The following is a 14,528-nucleotide window of genomic DNA, read 5'->3' on the forward strand; positions in this document are numbered from 1 at the left end:
CCCCTTCTCAATCACTCAGTTCTTCGCGCCTTCCACCTTCAGCCCCAACCCCGGCACCTTCACTTCGAACAGCGTCGGCCAGCGCTTGCCGGTCAGCAGCAGTGTGCCGCGCTCGGGAATGAAGGCGATGCCGTTGGGCACGTCGTCGAAGGTGAGGGCCTGACCCTGTTTTGTCGCCGCCGCGCTGACCTCGCGGGTGAGGTCCGACACGTCGATCCAGGTCAGAACCTTGCCGGTCTGCGGGTGAATCCGGGCGATACGGTCGGTCAGCCAGACGTTGGCGTAGACCGAGCCCTGCACGTATTCCAGTTCGTTGAGGTTACGGACCGGCTGCCCCTGGTCGGTGACCTGCACGCTGCGCTGCGCGGCGAAGGTCTTGGGGTCGCGCCAGACCAGCGTAGAGGTGCCGTTGCTCATAATCAGGCTCTTGCCGTCGCTCGTCAGACCCCAGCCCTCGCCCTGATAGCGGTGGCGGCCCGTTTCCTTGAAGGTGCGGGCGTCGTAGGTGAGTGCGACGCCGTCTTGCCAGGTGAGCTGGTAGACGGTGCTGCCGAGTTGCGTGGACCCCTCGCCGAACGCCTGCGGCAGCGCCTGCGCGAGCGGCGTGCTCCACAGCACCTTCGCTCCGCGCAGTTCGCTGACCCGCAGATCGGACTCGCCCACCTGCCCGGTGCTTTCCAGGTAGTGCCCACCGCCGAGGTACTGCAGGCCCTGGGTAAAGGCGGCGCGGTCGTGCGGGTAGCGCGCCGCGACCACCGGGCGCAGCACCGGCGTGCGGGCGCTGCTCACCTTGGCCGCAGGAGCACGGGTCGGGGTGGGGGCGGACGACAGGGCCAGGGGCAACGCGGCGAGGGCCAGCAGGGCGAAGGTCGACAGCGACAGGGCGGGGGAGCGGCGCATAGTGCGCCCATGCTAGGGCGGCGAGCTGACCGGCTTCTTGACGGCTTCATTAGAAACCCCTGTGCGCCGTGAGGGGCGGCCCTCAGTCCTTTTGCTGCGCCGCCTGCATCTGAAGGTACATCTGGTACTGCGGCGCCCCGCCGAGCATGTTCTGGCCGCCGTCCACCGGCAAAATCACGCCGGTCACGTAGCTCGCGGCGTCGCTCACCAGAAACAGCGCGGCGTTGGCGATGTCCTGCGGCACGCCGAAGCGGCCCAGCGGCACGGTGCGGGTGAAGGCAGAGCGCGACTTTTCGTCGGGGGCGAGGCGGGCCATGCCTTCGGTGCCGTCGATGGGGCCGGGAATAATCGCGTTGACGCGCACACCGCGCAGGCCCCACTCCACGGCGAGGGTCTGGGTCAGGGCGTCCACCCCGGCTTTGGCGGCGACCACATGCGCCTGCATCGGCACCGGCACGCCGTAGGCGCTGATGCTGAGGATGTTGCCGCCCGGCACCTTCAGGCGTGGCGCGGCGGCCTTGATGGTGTTGTAGGTGCCGAGCAGGTCAATGTCCACCACCGTCTTGAACCCATTGGGGCTGATGCCGTCCACCGGCGCCGGAAAGTTGCCCGCCGCCCCCGCCAGCACGATATCGAAGTCACCGAACTCAGCGGTGGCCGCCGCCACAGCCGCTTCCAGCGCCGCAAAGTCGCGCACGTCGGCGCTGACGCCCATCGCCCGTCCGCCCGCGTCCACGATGCCCTGCGCGGCGTTTTGCGCCTTTTCCAGGTTGCGCCCGAGAATCGTCACCGCGCAGCCGTGCGCCGCGAAGCTCTGCGCGATGCCGAGGTTGATGCCGCTCCCGCCGCCGGTAATCAGCGCGTGCTTGCCCGCGAGCAGGTCGGGACGAAAGGTGGTGGCGGGGTCGGCGGGGCGGTTGGGTGAGGACTGGGTCATAGAAAACCTCCGGGGTGTGGGAACGTGGAAAGGGCGAGAGTGGAAACGTCCTGAAAGCGTTGAGCATCGGCCTATGCCGAACAGCCGCCGCAGGTACACGCTGTGTCTGCCGAGGCAGAACAGCCGCTTCCAGCAAAGAAATGGTTTCCCTTTGTATACCCCGTCCAAGTTGCGCGGGGGCCGGGCGGCGCTTTCCTCCCCATCTATACAGCCCGCCCACCGCACCTGTTCATGTACCGCGCGAGTCTTGACTGTGCTATGCGGCCTGCTGGCTGTGCATCTGACCGGGGTGCTTGCGCTCTCGCGCTGGTTTGAGAGATGGGCAGAAGGGAAAGACCCGCCCTTGTCACGGCGAGTCCTTCCCTCTGTCCTACAACAAAAATCGGCCTTTTCAGCCCTTTTTCATCCCGGCTTGCAGCGCCTCCACCGTCATGTGCTCGGCGTTCCAGCGCACGGCGGCGGCGAGGCTCTCGGCGTGCGGCAGGCCGTCGCTCAGCGCGCGCTTGGTGCCTTCGAGCGCCTTGGCGGGGAGGGCGGCAAGGTGCTCGGCCAGCGCCTCGGCACGGGCAAAAAGCGCGTCCTGGTCGGGCAGCACTTCGGTGACCAGGCCCCAGCGCTCGGCGGTGGCAGCGTCAATCGCTTCCCCGGTTAGGGCGAGGTGGGCGGTGCGGCCCCGTCCGATCAGGTGCGGCAGGCGCTGCAAGCCCCCGAGGTCGGCGGTGATGCCGAGTTTGACCTCAGGCAGCGAGAAGCGGGCGTCCTGGCTGCACAGCCGCAGGTCGGCGCCCGCGATCAGCTCCAGCCCCGCGCCGATGCACCAGCCGTGCACGGCGGCAATCACCGGCATCGGCAGGGCGGCGAGGCCCTCGGTCACGGCGTGCATCTCGTCCACCACGGCCTTGAAAGCGTCGGGTTTGCCGAGCGCGGGCACGATGGCGGCGCCGTTCGACTTGACATCGAGCCCGGCGCTGAAGACCTGTTCGCCGCGCACGATCAGCACGCGAGCGTCTCCCAGCTCACTCAGGGCCTGCGGAAACTCCTGCCAGAAGGCCGGGCCCATGCTGCCCATTTTGGCGGCGAGAGTCAGGGTGGCGACTGTTCCGCCCTGCGTGGTTCCGTCCTGGGAGAGGGGCCGCTGCGTCAGCCGGATGCTCTGGTAAGTCATGCCCAAGTCTACCGCCCCCCACTTTCTGATCACCAGCTAAAGACAGGATTAACATTCTGAACAGATAAGCCTTTCATGTGAGCCGTGAGAAGGGCCACAATAGAGGGCAAGTGTGGGACTGGTCACCTGCCGCCTCCGGGCGCTCCGGTTCCGCAATGCCCCAGCCCACGAAGGGGGCATGCTCCGGCTTTCGTCCGGCGCTGCTCCAGGAGGATCTATGAAGTATCTGCGTGCTCTGCCTGCCGTTTCCGTTGTCGCCCTGAGCTCGGCGCTCGCCCTGGGTGGCGGCGCTCAGCCCCCCATCCAGACCACCCCGGTGCCCGTGCAGACGGCCCCCGCGCCCAAGCCCGCTCCCGTCGCCTGCACCCAGGGCGCCTGGGCCAAGGCCGCTATTGACCTGGTGACCCAGAAGGGCCTGTTCATCGGCTACCCCGACGGCAGCTTCGACTGGTGCAGCGCCATCACCCGTCAGGAAGTCGCTCAGGTGCTCGCCCGCCTGCTCGCGCAGATGCCCGAAAACACCTTCAACCCTGCCGAACTCGACACCCTGCGTCAGGGCGTTGCCGAAGCGCTCGCCGGCCTGGAAGAACTGCGCGCCCAGCTCGCTCAGCAGAACCAGTCCATCGAAGACCTGCGCGCTCAGATTGACGAGCTCCGTACCGCGCTGAACAACATGCCCGCCGCCGGTCAGGGCGAAGCGGGCGCGCTGGCGCCCAGGGTCCCCAGGGCGAAGCCGGCCCCGTCGGTCCCCAGGGTCCTGCGGGCGTTGCGGGTGCGACTGGCCCCCAGGGTCCTCAGGGTGAAGCTGGTCCCGTCGGTCCCCAGGGCCCCCAGGGTGAGCGCGGCGAGAAGGGTGACCCCTACATTCCGCCCGCCGAGCCCTTCCGCTACGGCAACTACGTGGGCGCGGCCTACTACAGCATCCTCCAGCAGAACGTGGGCCAGATGGTCCGCATCACCGCCGGCAACGACCAGATCTACGGCGGCTTCGGCGTGCGCGTGACCGGCGACGTGGCCCTGCGCGGCGAAACCCCCGGCAACAGCCTCAGCGGCGCCGTGACCTACCGCGGCACCACCGGGCGCTTCGACGGCATCCTGGGCGTGGGCGCCGGCTACAACTTCAAGAACGCCTCCACCTTCGGCGAGCTGTCCATCGGCGTGGACTACCGCGTCGTGGACCGCGTGGCGATTTTCGCCGAAGCCCGTCAGCACTACTACTTCAACGGCAACATCAACCCCAACTCGCGTAACCTCAGCTCTATCGCGGCAGGGTTCAAGGTTCGCTTCTAAGCACGGCCTGAAAAAATCCCCCCGGTGGCAATCCGGGGGGTTTTTTGTTGATGGTGGATGGAAGATGGTTGATAGAGCAGGGCTTTTTCCATCAACCATTACCTCTCAACCATCTACATCTCCATGCGCGTCTTCAGGAAGTTGGTCATCACCGCGCCGCGTTTGTAGAACGGGTTGTCCATGATCTTGATGTAGAGCGGAATGGTCGTCTTCGGCCCCTGAATCACGGTTTCTTCCAGCGCCCGTTTCATGCGCGACACCGCCTTGTCGCGGTCCTCGTGCCACACGATCAGTTTGCCGATCAGCGAGTCGTAGTGCGGCGGGATCGAGTAGCCGCTGTAGACGTGGGTGTCCACCCGCACGCCCGCTCCGCCCGCGAAGTGCGCGTCGTCGATTTTGCCGGCTGCCGGGCGGAAGTCCTTGTCGGGGTCCTCGGCGTTGATGCGGCACTCGATGGCGTGGCCGTGCAACTTCACGTCGTCCTGCTGAATGTTGAGGCCCAGGCCGGCGGCAATTTCGATTTGCAGGCGCACGAGGTCGAGGCTGGAAATCATTTCCGACACGCAGTGCTCGACCTGAATGCGGGTGTTCATCTCCATGAAGTAGTAGTTGCCGTCGCGGTCCATGATGAATTCCAGCGTGCCGGCGCCCGCGTAGTTCACGAACTGGGCGAGGCGCACCCCGGCGGCGAGGATTTCCTGACGCAGCGACTCGGGCAGCGTGGAGGGCGCTTCCTCGATCAGCTTCTGGTTGCGGCGCTGAATCGAACAGTCGCGCTCGCCGATGTGGATGACGTGCCCCTGGCCGTCGCCCATCACCTGCACCTCGATGTGGCGGAACTCCTCCAGGAATTTCTCCATGATGATCGCCGGGTCGCCGAAGTACAGCCGCGCTTCTTCCTGCGCCTGATTGAAGCCCTTTTGCAGCTCTTCCTGGGTGCGAATCACTTTCTGGCCGCGTCCGCCGCCGCCCGCGCTGGCCTTGAGCAGCACCGGGTAGCCGATCTGCTTGGCGGCGAGCAGCGCAGCGTCCACGCTTTCCAGCACGCCAGTGCCCGGCACGGTGGGCACATTGCTCTGTGCGGCGATTTCGCGTCCGCCCGCTTTGCTGCCCAGCGCCCGCATACTTTCCGGCGTCGGCCCGATAAACACGATGCCGTGCTCGCGGCACATCTCGGCGAAGTCGGGGTTCTCGGCCATGAAGCCGTAGCCGGGGTGAATCGCCTCGGCGCCGGTCATCAGCGCCGCCGAGAGGATGTTGGGGATGTTGAGGTAGCTCTGATTTGAAGCGGGCGGCCCCACGCAGACCGATTCGTCGGCGAGCAGCACCGGCAGGCTCTTTTCGTCGGCGGTGGAATACACCACGACCGTCTGGATGCCCATTTCCCGCGCCGTCCGGATGACGCGCAGGGCGATCTCGCCACGGTTGGCGATCAGGATTTTCTTGAACATGTTTTGCCTCCGGCAAAAGATCGAAGAGTCTAAGGGTCTAGAGGTCTAAGGCCGTTCTTAGACTCTCAGACCCTTAGACCCTCGGACATCACTCGATCATGAACAGCGTCTGGCCGTACTCCACCGGCTCGGCGTTCTTCACCAGAATCTCGCGAATCACGCCGCTTTGCTCGGCCTCGATTTCGTTCATCAGCTTCATCGCTTCGATGATGCACAGCACCTGCCCGCTTTCCACGCGGTCGCCCACCTTGACGTAGGGCGCAGCGTCGGGGCTGCTCGCCGAGTAGAAGGTGCCGACGATGGGCGCCTTGACCGGGGTGCCTGCGCTGGCGACTGGCGCGGAGGCCGCAGCGGGAGCGGCTTCGGCGGGCGCGGCGGGAGCAGGTGCCGCTTCGGGAGCGGGAGCCGCAGGCGCACTCGGCGCGGCAGGGGCCTGGGGTGCGGGCATCGGAGCAAAGCCGCCCATCATCGGCTGGGGCAAGGGCGGCATCTGGGGATAGCTCAGCTGCGGCGCGCTTCGGGGCAGGCACTGGGGCGAACGCCTGCGGGCACGCTTGAGGGCGAGGTCGAAGCTGCCGGTCTTCAGGGCGAATTCGCGCACGTCGGCATGGGTCAGGGCATCGAGAATTTTCTTCAGGTCATCCGGGTTCATGGCCCCTCCTTGAGTCTGCGGGATTGGTGTCTCGGGGACTGGGCGTCTCTAAGACTGAGTTGCGACTTGGCGGTTCCTATCATGCCCCTTTTTGTGAGGACTGGGGTGTCACCACCAACCTAACGCCCGTTTGGCTGGACGCGGTTCAAAAAAACTGCCGCCCGAACGCAGGTCCAGGCGGCAGGAAAGAGCAGTGCCTCAGGCGCGGCTGAGGTACTGGCCGGTGCGGGTGTCCACCTTCACGTCGGTGCCCTGCTCCACGAACAGGGGCACCTGCACCACGGCGCCGGTTTCCAGGGTGGCGGGCTTGGTGCCGCCCGACACGGTGTCGCCGCGCACGCCGGGGTCGGTCTGGGTGATCTTGAGGATGACCTGGTTGGGCAGGCTGATGCTCAGGGCCTTGTCGCCGTACATCGCCACTTCGACCTCGGTGTTTTCCTTCATGAACTTGGCGGCGTCGCTCACGATGTTCTTGCCGAGGTGAACCTGGTCGAAGGTTTCCATGTCCATAAACACGTAGTCGTCACCGTCGGGGTACAGGTACTGCATCTTCTTGCCTTCGACGTAGATGTCCTGCAACTTTTCGGTGCTGTTGAAGGTGCGGTCCACAATCGAGCCGCTTTCCATGTTGCGGAACTTGGTCACGACTTTCGCGCCGCCGCGTCCCATCTTGAGGTGGGAGTAGTCGAGGCATTCCCACAGGCCGCCGTCCATCTGCACTTTCGTGCCGTTTCGCAGTTCAGTTACGCTAATCATTGTTCTCCTTATTTTGTCCGGGGCCACGGTGCAGGCGGGCTTCGCCTGGGGCCACGCGGCAACAGAGAGAAGTCTAGCAAAAGACCCCGCTCAGCGACTCCAACGCCCGCCCACTTCGTAGGCCAGCCCCTGAAGCTGCAACATGACGAGCGCGGTCTGCAACTCGGGAATGCTCAGGCCAGTTGTGGCGGCAAGGTCGTCCAATGTGGCCGGGGTTTGCAGCGCCCGCAGCACCCGCGCTTGCTCGGGCGGCAGGTCGGGCACCGCTGGGGCAGGGGCCAGGCCCCAGTTCAGCTCGGTCAGCACGTCCTGCGCCGACTCGGTGAGGACAGCCCCGTCACGAATCAGGGCGTGGGGGCCACTCGCGCGGGGGTCGCCGGCCCGCCCCGGCACGGCGAACACGGTGCGCCCGCAGTCCAGCGCGTGAGTAGCGGTGATGAGCGAACCGGACTTGCGCTCGCCTTCCACCACCAGCACGCCCGCCGAGAGCGCGGCGATGACGCGGTTGCGGCTCGGGAAGTGGTGCTGCGCCGGGCCGGTGCCGAGCGGATACTCGCTGACGACCACCATTCGCCCGGCGAGGTCATGGTTTTCACGCGGATAAATCACGTCCACCGCGCTGCCGAGCACCCCGATGGTGGGGCTGCTCGCCTCCCCGCTTGCAGCTTCCAGGGCTGCCGTGTGCGCCGCCGTGTCCACCCCCCGCGCCAGCCCGCTGACGATGAGGACGCCTGCTGCTGCCAGCTCGCCTGCGATGGTCCGGGTCAGCGCCAGCGCGTGGGGACTCGCTGCCCGCGTGCCCACGATGCCCACCGAGTGCGGCACGGTGCCGAGCCCGGCGAGCAGCTCGGCGCCGCCCGCGCCCCGCACCCACAGCACGGCGGGCGGATCACCCAGGGCTTCCAGCGCCGCCGGATAGCCGGGCAAACCGCGTCCGAGCAGGGTGACGCCGCGCTCTGCCGCCTTGTTCAGTTCGGCCCGCGCCTCCTCTGCCGCTTTTGCCCCGCCAATCGCCGCCACCGAACGCGAGTCCAGCCCCTCCACCCGCCGCAGCTCGGTCAGAGGCGCCGCCAGTGCCGCCTCCGCGCTGCCGAAATGCCGCCGCAGGTTTTCGATGCGCCGTGGCCCCAGTCCGGGCGTAAACCGCAGGGTGAGCAGGGCCAGCAGTTCGGCGTGGGCGGCAGCAGGGGAGGGAAGGGTCACGGCGCGAGAATAGGCGGGGCGCTCCTACAGGCTTGTTACGCGCCAAAAAAAGAGCGGAGGCCCGAACACTCCCGGCGCTCTGCCTCCGCTCTCCTGCTGCCTTCCATGGATTCCGCTCAATTCCAGTCCAGTCGCAAAAGCGCCGCCTGCACTTCCATACCGCAGAATCCGTATTTTTTCTTCGTGCATCCGCTTGGATTGAAGCCAAAACAGCTAGCTTCAATCGGAATTCGTCTTACTTGCCCTGCTGCGCCAGTTTCAGGAAGTAGGCGCTCGTCTTGTCGCCCGGGTCCAGCGCGACGGCGCGGCCATAGGCTTCGGCGGCTCCGGCGTAGTTTTTCGCCTCGTAGCGCACGCGGCCCAGCCAGGCCCAGGCCTTGCCGTAGTTGGCACTTGCGGTGGTGGCCTGAAGAAAACCGGCCTCGGCACCCGCCTTGTCGCCCGCCGAGTACTTGCCGTAGGCCGTACGGAAGGTCTGGACGGCTCTCAGGCCATATTGCTGCCCTTCCTGCGCCAGCCCGAGGTTGTAGCGGTCACTGTCGGTGGCGCCCGGCAGCGCGGCGAGGGCTTGATAGGCGCTTAGCGCCGCACCCGTGTCCCCGGCTTCCAGGGCGAGGCGGCCCGCTTCGCGCTGGGCTTCGGGGAAGTTGGGGGCCGAGCGGGCGGCTTCCTGGAACCCGGCGAGGGCCTCGGCGCGGCGCCCGGCGTCCAGGCTGGCGTAGGCGCGGCTGAAGGCCTGGGTCGCGGCGGGGCCGTAGGTGCTCGCGTTGCGGGCGACCTGGGCGAAGTAGTTCAGCGTCTTGTCGGTGGGCGCGAGGCTCAGTGCCTGGGTGTAGAGGTTTTGCGCGAGCGCGTAGTCCCCGCTTTCTAGCGCGGTGCGGGCGGCCCAGGTCGCGCAGGGCACGCTCTGGGGGTCGAGCGTCAGGCAGGCTTTGAAATACGCGGCGGCCTGCGCCGACTGCCCGCGCGTGTAGGCCGCGTAGCCGAGGTTGTACTGCACGTTGCCGGCAGCGCGCGCTTCGTTTTGCCCGGCAGCGACGGGGGCCACAGCGAAATACGCCCGCCAGCTCGACTCGGCCTGTTTCCAGAAGCCGACTTCGGTGTAGATCTGGGCGCGCAGACGCAGCACGTCGGGGTTGTTGGGGGCGGCGCTCACGGCGGCTTCGGCGCGGTCGGCGGCCTGTTTCCACAGCGGCTGGTCGATGCTGGCACTGCCCGCCGGATACGTGGTGCGGGCGCGGTTCGTCAGGTCACGGGCCTCGGCGGCGAGCTGTGCGGCGTTGGCTGGAGCGGCTGTGGTGGGGGCCGCTTGCGTGGGGACGTTCGGGGCGGTCTGGGCCAGCCCCGCGCCACTCAGGGCGAGGGAGACGGTCAGCAGAAGATTCAGGGTGCTTTTCATGGGAAACCTCCAGTCGGGTGGACGGGTTGTCGGTGGGGGACGTTCGCTTCTCATTCTTCGCACGTGGCGGCGGGAGAGGCGTGGGTTTGCCATGAGGAAGCCTTCAGGCGGCTCAAGGCCGGGCCACGCCGTACCCTGCGGGGGATGAACGGCATTCTCTGGCTGGCCCTGGACGGCGTGGGGCACCCCGCAGACGCGCCGCCCGGCTCGGTGTGGGAGCAGGACCTGCCGACGCTGCGGGCCGTGGTGGATGCGGGCCCCGCGCTCGACGCGACCCTCGGCGTGCCGGGCCTGCCGCAGTCGGGCACCGGCCAAAGCTGCTGGCTGACCGGCACGGACGCGGTGCGCCTGATGGGCGAGCACTTCGGGCCGGTGCCGGGGCCGACGCTTCAAGCCCTGCTGCGCGAGCATGGTCTGCCGGGCCGCCTGACCGCCGCCGGGGGGCGCGCCGCGCTGGTCAACGCCTACTCGCCCGCTTACCTCGCGGGCGGGGGCCGCCGCAACCGCCTGGGCTGTTTTCCCTACGCTTTCCGGGCGGCGGGCCTGCCGCTCAATTCGCCGGACGTGCCCGCGCTGGGAGCCGGTCTGGGGCTGGCCTACGCTTCGCCCTGGGCCGAGACGGCGCCGGAAGAAGACCTCACGCGGCTGGGCGAGGAGCTGGCCGGGGCGCTGGGCCAATACGACCTGCTGGTGGCCGACTTATGGCTAGGCGACCTGCTGGGCCACCAGGGCCGCGAAGGGGTGCCGCCCGAAGTCCTCACCGCCGGGCAGGCCTACCTGCGCCGGGTGGACCGCCTGCTGACTGGGGCGGTGCAGGCCGGGGCGCGGGTCATCGTGAGCAGCGACCACGGCAATCTGGAAGACCTGAGCGTCAAATCACACACCCTGGCCCGCGTGCCCTTCGGCGCGGCGGGCTTGCCCCTCCCGCCAGTGGCCGACATCGTGCAGGGAGGCGGGCAGATAGGACACTGGCTGGGGCTGCCCTGACGGAACCGGCTCCGACAGCTCTGACTCGCAAGCCGCGCCAGGACGAATCTTTTCCACAGGGGGTGTTGAAAGGCTGCGCACGCCCTCTTTTCCTGCACCTGGTTCAAACAACGAAAACGCCGTCCAGCAAACAAAAAACGCTGAACAGTCATGCTTGAAAATCCGCTTCAAAAGTTATCCACAGTGAAACGTAGACCTGTGGATAACTTTGTTTTACGAGCGTTTTACGGCGTCTATGAACGCTTCGACGGCCTGTGGATTCTTGAGGCCGGGCGAGGCTTCGAGCCGGCTCACCGCGTCCACCCCGGCGGGCCGCAGCGTGGCGATGGCCTGCGCCACGTTGTCCGGTCCCAGACCGCCCGCGAGCCAGCTGCCCGGCGGAAAGTGGGGGACCAGCGCCGCCCAGTCGAGCGGCTGCCCGCTGCCGGGCTGCGGGGCGTCGAGCATCAGGGTGACGCCGGGGGTTGCCTGCACAGTTGCGGCCTGCACGTTCCCGGCCTGAAGCTCCTCCGGGCCCAGAACGCGCAAGACGGGATAATACCCGGCCACCGCCGCCACGTATACCCCCGGCAGCGGGCCGTGCAGCTGCACCGCGCTGACCCGCGCCGCCTCCGCCGTCCGCAGCACCTCGTCGAGTGACTGCCCCATGAAAACGCCTATGCGCGCCACGCTCGGCCCCACGTTCAGGCTGATGCCGCGGGCCTGGCTTGCCGTGACCCGTCGCTTGCTGCCCGGCGCGAAGATGAAGCCCAGCGCGTCGGCCCCCGCTGCGGCGGCGTGCAGGGCGTCGGGGAGGGTGGTGGTGCCGCAGACCTTGACCCTGACTTTGCCCTCACTCACGCGCCGCCTCCAGAGCTGCGATGCGCTCCTCCAGCTCGCGGTTCTTGCGAATCAGCGCCAGGAAGACCAGCGCGTAGTGGTCGTAGAGCTTGGGCCGCTCCAGCTTCGTCTCGTTCGTCATCCAACCGAACAGCAGCCGCTCGGCCTCGCGCAGCACCTCGTCGTCGGGCACTTCGCGGAAAGTGCGGTCTTGCAAGATGGTGCGGGCAAAATTCAGCTCGCGGTCGGGGTCGAGTTCGCGGGACGGCTCTTCGGCGGGAACGTGGCGGCGGAACATAGGGGTGATGTTAAGCGGTGGCCGTGAGCCGGTCCCACACCAGCCGCACTTCGGTCAGCTCGCCGTCCACCTTCTCGCCCGCCTCCCGCGCTCCCTGCGCCGCGTACCACTGCCGGGTCGGGTTGGCGGCAAGCACCCACAGCGCGAGGTTGTCGCCGCCGTCCGCTTGCACCTGACCTATGACCGCGTGAAGCAGCGCCTTGCCGATGCCCTGGCCCTGCACCCGCTTCAGGCTGTAGAGGGTCATCAGTTCTGAGCCGTAGCCGGGATGGTCCCGCGCCGGGCCGACGGAAGCGAAGGCCACTATCCCCCCGCCTTGCTCGGCCACGAACACGTCTTCCAGATTCTTTGCAATGGTCGCCCGCCAGCTTTCCTCGCGGCGCTGACGGGCGGCCTCGTTGGTGGCGCGGTCCAGAAATTCAGGAGAAATCAGGCCGGTGTAGGTCTCGCGCCAGCTCTGGACATGAATGTGGGCGATGGCGGGCGCGTCGCCTTCCACGGCGCGGCGGATGGTGAAGGGGGCCATGCGTCAGTGTAAAGACGCTGGCCCCCTTGTGGGTTTGCCTTCTGGCTGAGAGCAGTGGACAGAAAAAGCCCCCCTCACCCCTTGCTTCGCAAGGCCCTCTCCCACCAGGGTAGAGGGTCAAAACTGCAAGACATTCTTATGTCCAATGCTTTTCTGAAATTCACTCGCTTCGCTTGGCCAACAGCCAGCAAAAAACACGCCCTCTTGCTGAAAAATGCTTTATTTCTGCAAGTCGCGCAATTTCGTGTACAGCTCTTTTTCCTCGTCGCTGAGGTCTTTGGGCACCGTGACATTCAGCCGCACGTACAGGTCGCCGTTACCGCCGCTCTTCTTGGGCCAGCCCTGGCCGCGCAGGCGCATCTTGCGTCCGCCGCTGCTGCCTGCCGGGACGTTGAGGTTGCCTGATTTGCCGCTCAGGAGTTGCACTTTGACCTCACCGCCCAGAGCCGCGACGGGCGCGGGCACATCCACCGTAGTCGTCAGGTCGTCGCCGTCAAGTTCAAAGCGGGCATCTTCCAGCACCCGGATGGTCAGCAGCACGTCGCCGCCGCCCGGGCCCTGACCCGCCAGCCGCAGCCGGGCGCCGTCGCGGGTGCCGGCAGGAACGCGCAGCGAGAGGCGCTTGCCGTCTACGTTGATGACCTCGTCGGAGCCTTCCAGCGCCTCACGCAGCGTCACCTGCAACTCGCCTTCCACGTTCTGCACGAACCGCCGCCCGGCCCCGGCCCCGCCCAGACCACCGCTGGCGCCGCCGAACAGGTCGTCGAGGTTGACCTGACCGCCAGCAAAGCCGCCCCGGCCTCCCATTCCGCCCATTCCGCCGCGTCCGCCGAACATCTGCTGGAAGAAGTCCGAGAACTGGCCGGGGTCGAAGCCGCCGAAGTCGCCACCCTGGAACCCGCCGCCCATGCCGGCGTCGCCGTAGCCGGGCGGCACTTGCCCGGTGTGGCCGTACTGGTCGTACAGTTTGCGCTTTTCGGGGTCGTTGAGGACCGCGTAGGCTTCGCCGATTTCCTTGAACTTGTCGGCGGCCTTCTCGTCACCCTGGTTCTTGTCGGGGTGGTACTGCTTGGCGAGCTTGCGGTAAGCGGATTTGATGTCGGCGTCCGACGCGGAGCGGGACACGCCGAGCACGTCGTAGTAGTCCTTGTAAGCCATAAACCTCCTTTCCTTGTGTGGTCGTTAGCTGCCGCTGACTGCGGGCAGCGTGTTCAGTTTGTTGATGACGGCCCGCAGTCCATATGCCTCGGCCATACTGCGCGCCGTGTTGCCGCGCGAGTCTTCCAGCGCGGGGTCGGCACCATGCGCGAGCAGCAGGTCGAAGAGGTCGGTGCGGGGCGCGCGGGTCTTGCTCTGGTAAGCCTGCCCTTCCACATCCACCGTGTGCAGCAACGGCGGCCAGAAGCGCGGGTCGTTGGCGTCGGCGCCGCGCCGCAGCAACTCGGCCACCACGCCCGGCTCGTAGTCGCCTGCGCCCAGCGCCGAGCGGTCAATAGCGAGGTTGAGCAGCGGCAACGGCTCGGCATCGGGCCAGAAATTCACGTCCTGGATGTGCGCCAGCGTGGGCAGAAAGTAGAGCTGCAAGTTCTGCGCGTTCTGCTCCACGTGCCGCAGCATCCAGCCCAGCGCCGCGTGCAGCTTGGTCTGGCTGACCCCCGTGAAGTCCAGCGCCTGCCCCCGCTTGAGCGCGTCGATCAGAGGGTTGGCGTCCTCACGGCGCGCCAGCTTGACGTACTCGGCCTCCACCTGCTCGCGCGCCCAGGGTGTCTTGCGCAGAAATTTAAGGCTGCTGCCCACGCTCGGCTCGTTCTGAAAGCACTTGACGGGCACGCGCCGGGCGAGTTCCTCCCACCCGTACTCGTCGTGCAGGTGGGTGACGATGCGCTCTAAGGTGGCGCCGTGGAGGGGGTTAGTAGTCAAGAGGGGTTCCAGCCTTTCAGCTTGCGCCAGTGCCGAATGACGCGCCACATCAACATGAACATAATCAGCCAGAGAGCCACGCAAAGGATGGCAACGATGCTATTTCCAACCCTAACCGCATCCATGAACGCGGTCAGGAAACCTCCACCAACGCCCCCGATAACGAACGCTAGCAATAGAGTTTTCGCTTCCCGGCTCATATTCCCTCCGTCGTCCATCACCGCT

17 protein-coding genes are annotated in these 14,528 nt (G+C 66.9%); 3 read left to right on the plus strand and 14 right to left on the minus strand.

What is annotated here, in order from left to right:
- Positions 1-15: 15 nt before the first annotated feature.
- The 3 genes from DR_RS00585 to DR_RS00595 form a co-directional block, all read right to left on the minus strand.
- Positions 16-900, minus strand: a complete 885-nt coding sequence (locus DR_RS00585; RefSeq protein ID WP_010886760.1) for a glutaminyl-peptide cyclotransferase — start codon at positions 898-900, stop codon at positions 16-18.
- Positions 901-982: 82 nt separating this feature from the next.
- Entirely contained in the window at positions 983-1,837 is an 855-nt protein-coding gene (locus tag DR_RS00590) for an SDR family oxidoreductase (protein ID WP_027480304.1), read from the minus strand.
- 391 nt (positions 1,838-2,228) lie between these two features.
- Positions 2,229-3,002 carry an enoyl-CoA hydratase-related protein gene (locus tag DR_RS00595; protein WP_010886762.1) on the minus strand — a complete coding sequence of 258 codons (774 nt, stop codon included), beginning with the start codon at positions 3,000-3,002 and terminating at the stop codon, positions 2,229-2,231.
- A 217-nt stretch (positions 3,003-3,219) separates the two neighbouring features.
- On the opposite strand from DR_RS00595, the gene DR_RS17040 reads away from it, so the two are divergent.
- Both DR_RS17040 and DR_RS16565 read left to right on the plus strand, forming a co-directional pair.
- Positions 3,220-4,005: an S-layer homology domain-containing protein gene (locus DR_RS17040; RefSeq protein WP_164927943.1), complete on the plus strand. Its 786-nt coding sequence runs from the start codon at positions 3,220-3,222 to the stop codon at positions 4,003-4,005.
- Positions 3,939-4,292 carry a hypothetical protein gene (locus tag DR_RS16565; protein ID WP_234944658.1) on the plus strand — a complete coding sequence of 118 codons (354 nt, stop codon included), beginning with the start codon at positions 3,939-3,941 and terminating at the stop codon, positions 4,290-4,292. Before DR_RS17040 ends, DR_RS16565 begins: the two co-directional genes overlap by 67 nt.
- A gap of 113 nt (positions 4,293-4,405) precedes the next feature.
- On the opposite strand, the gene accC is transcribed toward DR_RS16565, so the two are convergent.
- The 5 genes from accC to DR_RS00630 form a co-directional block, all read right to left on the minus strand.
- A complete protein-coding gene (gene accC / locus DR_RS00610) occupies positions 4,406-5,743 on the minus strand; it encodes an acetyl-CoA carboxylase biotin carboxylase subunit (protein ID WP_010886765.1) in 1,338 nt (445 codons plus the stop codon).
- A gap of 88 nt (positions 5,744-5,831) precedes the next feature.
- Positions 5,832-6,395: an acetyl-CoA carboxylase biotin carboxyl carrier protein gene (gene accB / locus DR_RS00615; protein WP_010886766.1), complete on the minus strand. Its 564-nt coding sequence runs from the start codon at positions 6,393-6,395 to the stop codon at positions 5,832-5,834.
- A gap of 198 nt (positions 6,396-6,593) precedes the next feature.
- Positions 6,594-7,151 carry an elongation factor P gene (gene efp / locus DR_RS00620; protein WP_010886767.1) on the minus strand — a complete coding sequence of 186 codons (558 nt, stop codon included), beginning with the start codon at positions 7,149-7,151 and terminating at the stop codon, positions 6,594-6,596.
- 90 nt (positions 7,152-7,241) lie between these two features.
- Positions 7,242-8,354, minus strand: coding sequence for a DNA-processing protein DprA (gene dprA / locus DR_RS00625; RefSeq protein WP_010886768.1), 1,113 nt, complete (start codon positions 8,352-8,354; stop codon positions 7,242-7,244).
- A 235-nt stretch (positions 8,355-8,589) separates the two neighbouring features.
- Entirely contained in the window at positions 8,590-9,753 is a 1,164-nt protein-coding gene (locus DR_RS00630; RefSeq protein WP_027480301.1) for a tetratricopeptide repeat protein, read from the minus strand.
- 144 nt (positions 9,754-9,897) lie between these two features.
- On the opposite strand from DR_RS00630, the gene DR_RS00635 reads away from it, so the two are divergent.
- Positions 9,898-10,740: a metalloenzyme domain protein gene (locus DR_RS00635; protein ID WP_027480300.1), complete on the plus strand. Its 843-nt coding sequence runs from the start codon at positions 9,898-9,900 to the stop codon at positions 10,738-10,740.
- Between the two features lie 213 nt (positions 10,741-10,953).
- Here DR_RS00635 and DR_RS00640 read toward each other — a convergent pair whose 3' ends face one another.
- From DR_RS00640 to DR_RS00665, 6 genes are all read right to left on the minus strand, one after another.
- Positions 10,954-11,580 carry a phosphoribosylanthranilate isomerase gene (locus tag DR_RS00640; RefSeq protein ID WP_010886771.1) on the minus strand — a complete coding sequence of 209 codons (627 nt, stop codon included), beginning with the start codon at positions 11,578-11,580 and terminating at the stop codon, positions 10,954-10,956.
- Entirely contained in the window at positions 11,573-11,857 is a 285-nt protein-coding gene (locus DR_RS00645; RefSeq protein WP_010886772.1) for a hypothetical protein, read from the minus strand. Before DR_RS00645 ends, DR_RS00640 begins: the two co-directional genes overlap by 8 nt.
- A gap of 10 nt (positions 11,858-11,867) precedes the next feature.
- On the minus strand, positions 11,868-12,383 hold the full coding sequence (locus DR_RS00650) for a GNAT family N-acetyltransferase (protein ID WP_010886773.1): 516 nt from the start codon (positions 12,381-12,383) through the stop codon (positions 11,868-11,870).
- Between the two features lie 219 nt (positions 12,384-12,602).
- Positions 12,603-13,541 carry a DnaJ C-terminal domain-containing protein gene (locus tag DR_RS00655; protein ID WP_010886774.1) on the minus strand — a complete coding sequence of 313 codons (939 nt, stop codon included), beginning with the start codon at positions 13,539-13,541 and terminating at the stop codon, positions 12,603-12,605.
- A gap of 24 nt (positions 13,542-13,565) precedes the next feature.
- Positions 13,566-14,303 (minus strand): VF530 family DNA-binding protein, encoded by a 738-nt coding sequence (locus DR_RS00660; protein WP_034350936.1) that lies wholly within the window; start codon positions 14,301-14,303, stop codon positions 13,566-13,568.
- Positions 14,300-14,524 carry a hypothetical protein gene (locus tag DR_RS00665; protein WP_034350934.1) on the minus strand — a complete coding sequence of 75 codons (225 nt, stop codon included), beginning with the start codon at positions 14,522-14,524 and terminating at the stop codon, positions 14,300-14,302. The genes DR_RS00660 and DR_RS00665 overlap by 4 nt, the downstream gene beginning before the upstream one ends.
- Between the last annotated feature and the right edge of the window lie 4 nt (positions 14,525-14,528).

The organism is Deinococcus radiodurans R1 = ATCC 13939 = DSM 20539 (genome assembly GCF_000008565.1).
GTDB classification, from domain to species: domain Bacteria; phylum Deinococcota; class Deinococci; order Deinococcales; family Deinococcaceae; genus Deinococcus; species Deinococcus radiodurans.

Excerpts from the sequence above, each read along its gene's own strand:
- accB (WP_010886766.1), bottom strand. The coding sequence starts at position 6,395 with ATGAACCCGGATGACCTGAAGAAAATTCTCGATGCCCTGACCCATGCC.
- DR_RS00655 (WP_010886774.1), bottom strand. The coding sequence starts at position 13,541 with ATGGCTTACAAGGACTACTACGACGTGCTCGGCGTGTCCCGCTCCGCG.
- DR_RS00590 (WP_027480304.1), bottom strand. The coding sequence starts at position 1,837 with ATGACCCAGTCCTCACCCAACCGCCCCGCCGACCCCGCCACCACCTTT.
- DR_RS00585 (WP_010886760.1), bottom strand. The coding sequence starts at position 900 with ATGCGCCGCTCCCCCGCCCTGTCGCTGTCGACCTTCGCCCTGCTGGCC.
- DR_RS00595 (WP_010886762.1), bottom strand. The coding sequence starts at position 3,002 with ATGACTTACCAGAGCATCCGGCTGACGCAGCGGCCCCTCTCCCAGGAC.
- accC (WP_010886765.1), bottom strand. The coding sequence starts at position 5,743 with ATGTTCAAGAAAATCCTGATCGCCAACCGTGGCGAGATCGCCCTGCGC.
- DR_RS00650 (WP_010886773.1), bottom strand. The coding sequence starts at position 12,383 with ATGGCCCCCTTCACCATCCGCCGCGCCGTGGAAGGCGACGCGCCCGCC.
- efp (WP_010886767.1), bottom strand. The coding sequence starts at position 7,151 with ATGATTAGCGTAACTGAACTGCGAAACGGCACGAAAGTGCAGATGGAC.
- DR_RS00630 (WP_027480301.1), bottom strand. The coding sequence starts at position 9,753 with ATGAAAAGCACCCTGAATCTTCTGCTGACCGTCTCCCTCGCCCTGAGT.
- DR_RS00645 (WP_010886772.1), bottom strand. The coding sequence starts at position 11,857 with ATGTTCCGCCGCCACGTTCCCGCCGAAGAGCCGTCCCGCGAACTCGAC.
- DR_RS17040 (WP_164927943.1), top strand. The coding sequence starts at position 3,220 with ATGAAGTATCTGCGTGCTCTGCCTGCCGTTTCCGTTGTCGCCCTGAGC.
- DR_RS00635 (WP_027480300.1), top strand. The coding sequence starts at position 9,898 with ATGAACGGCATTCTCTGGCTGGCCCTGGACGGCGTGGGGCACCCCGCA.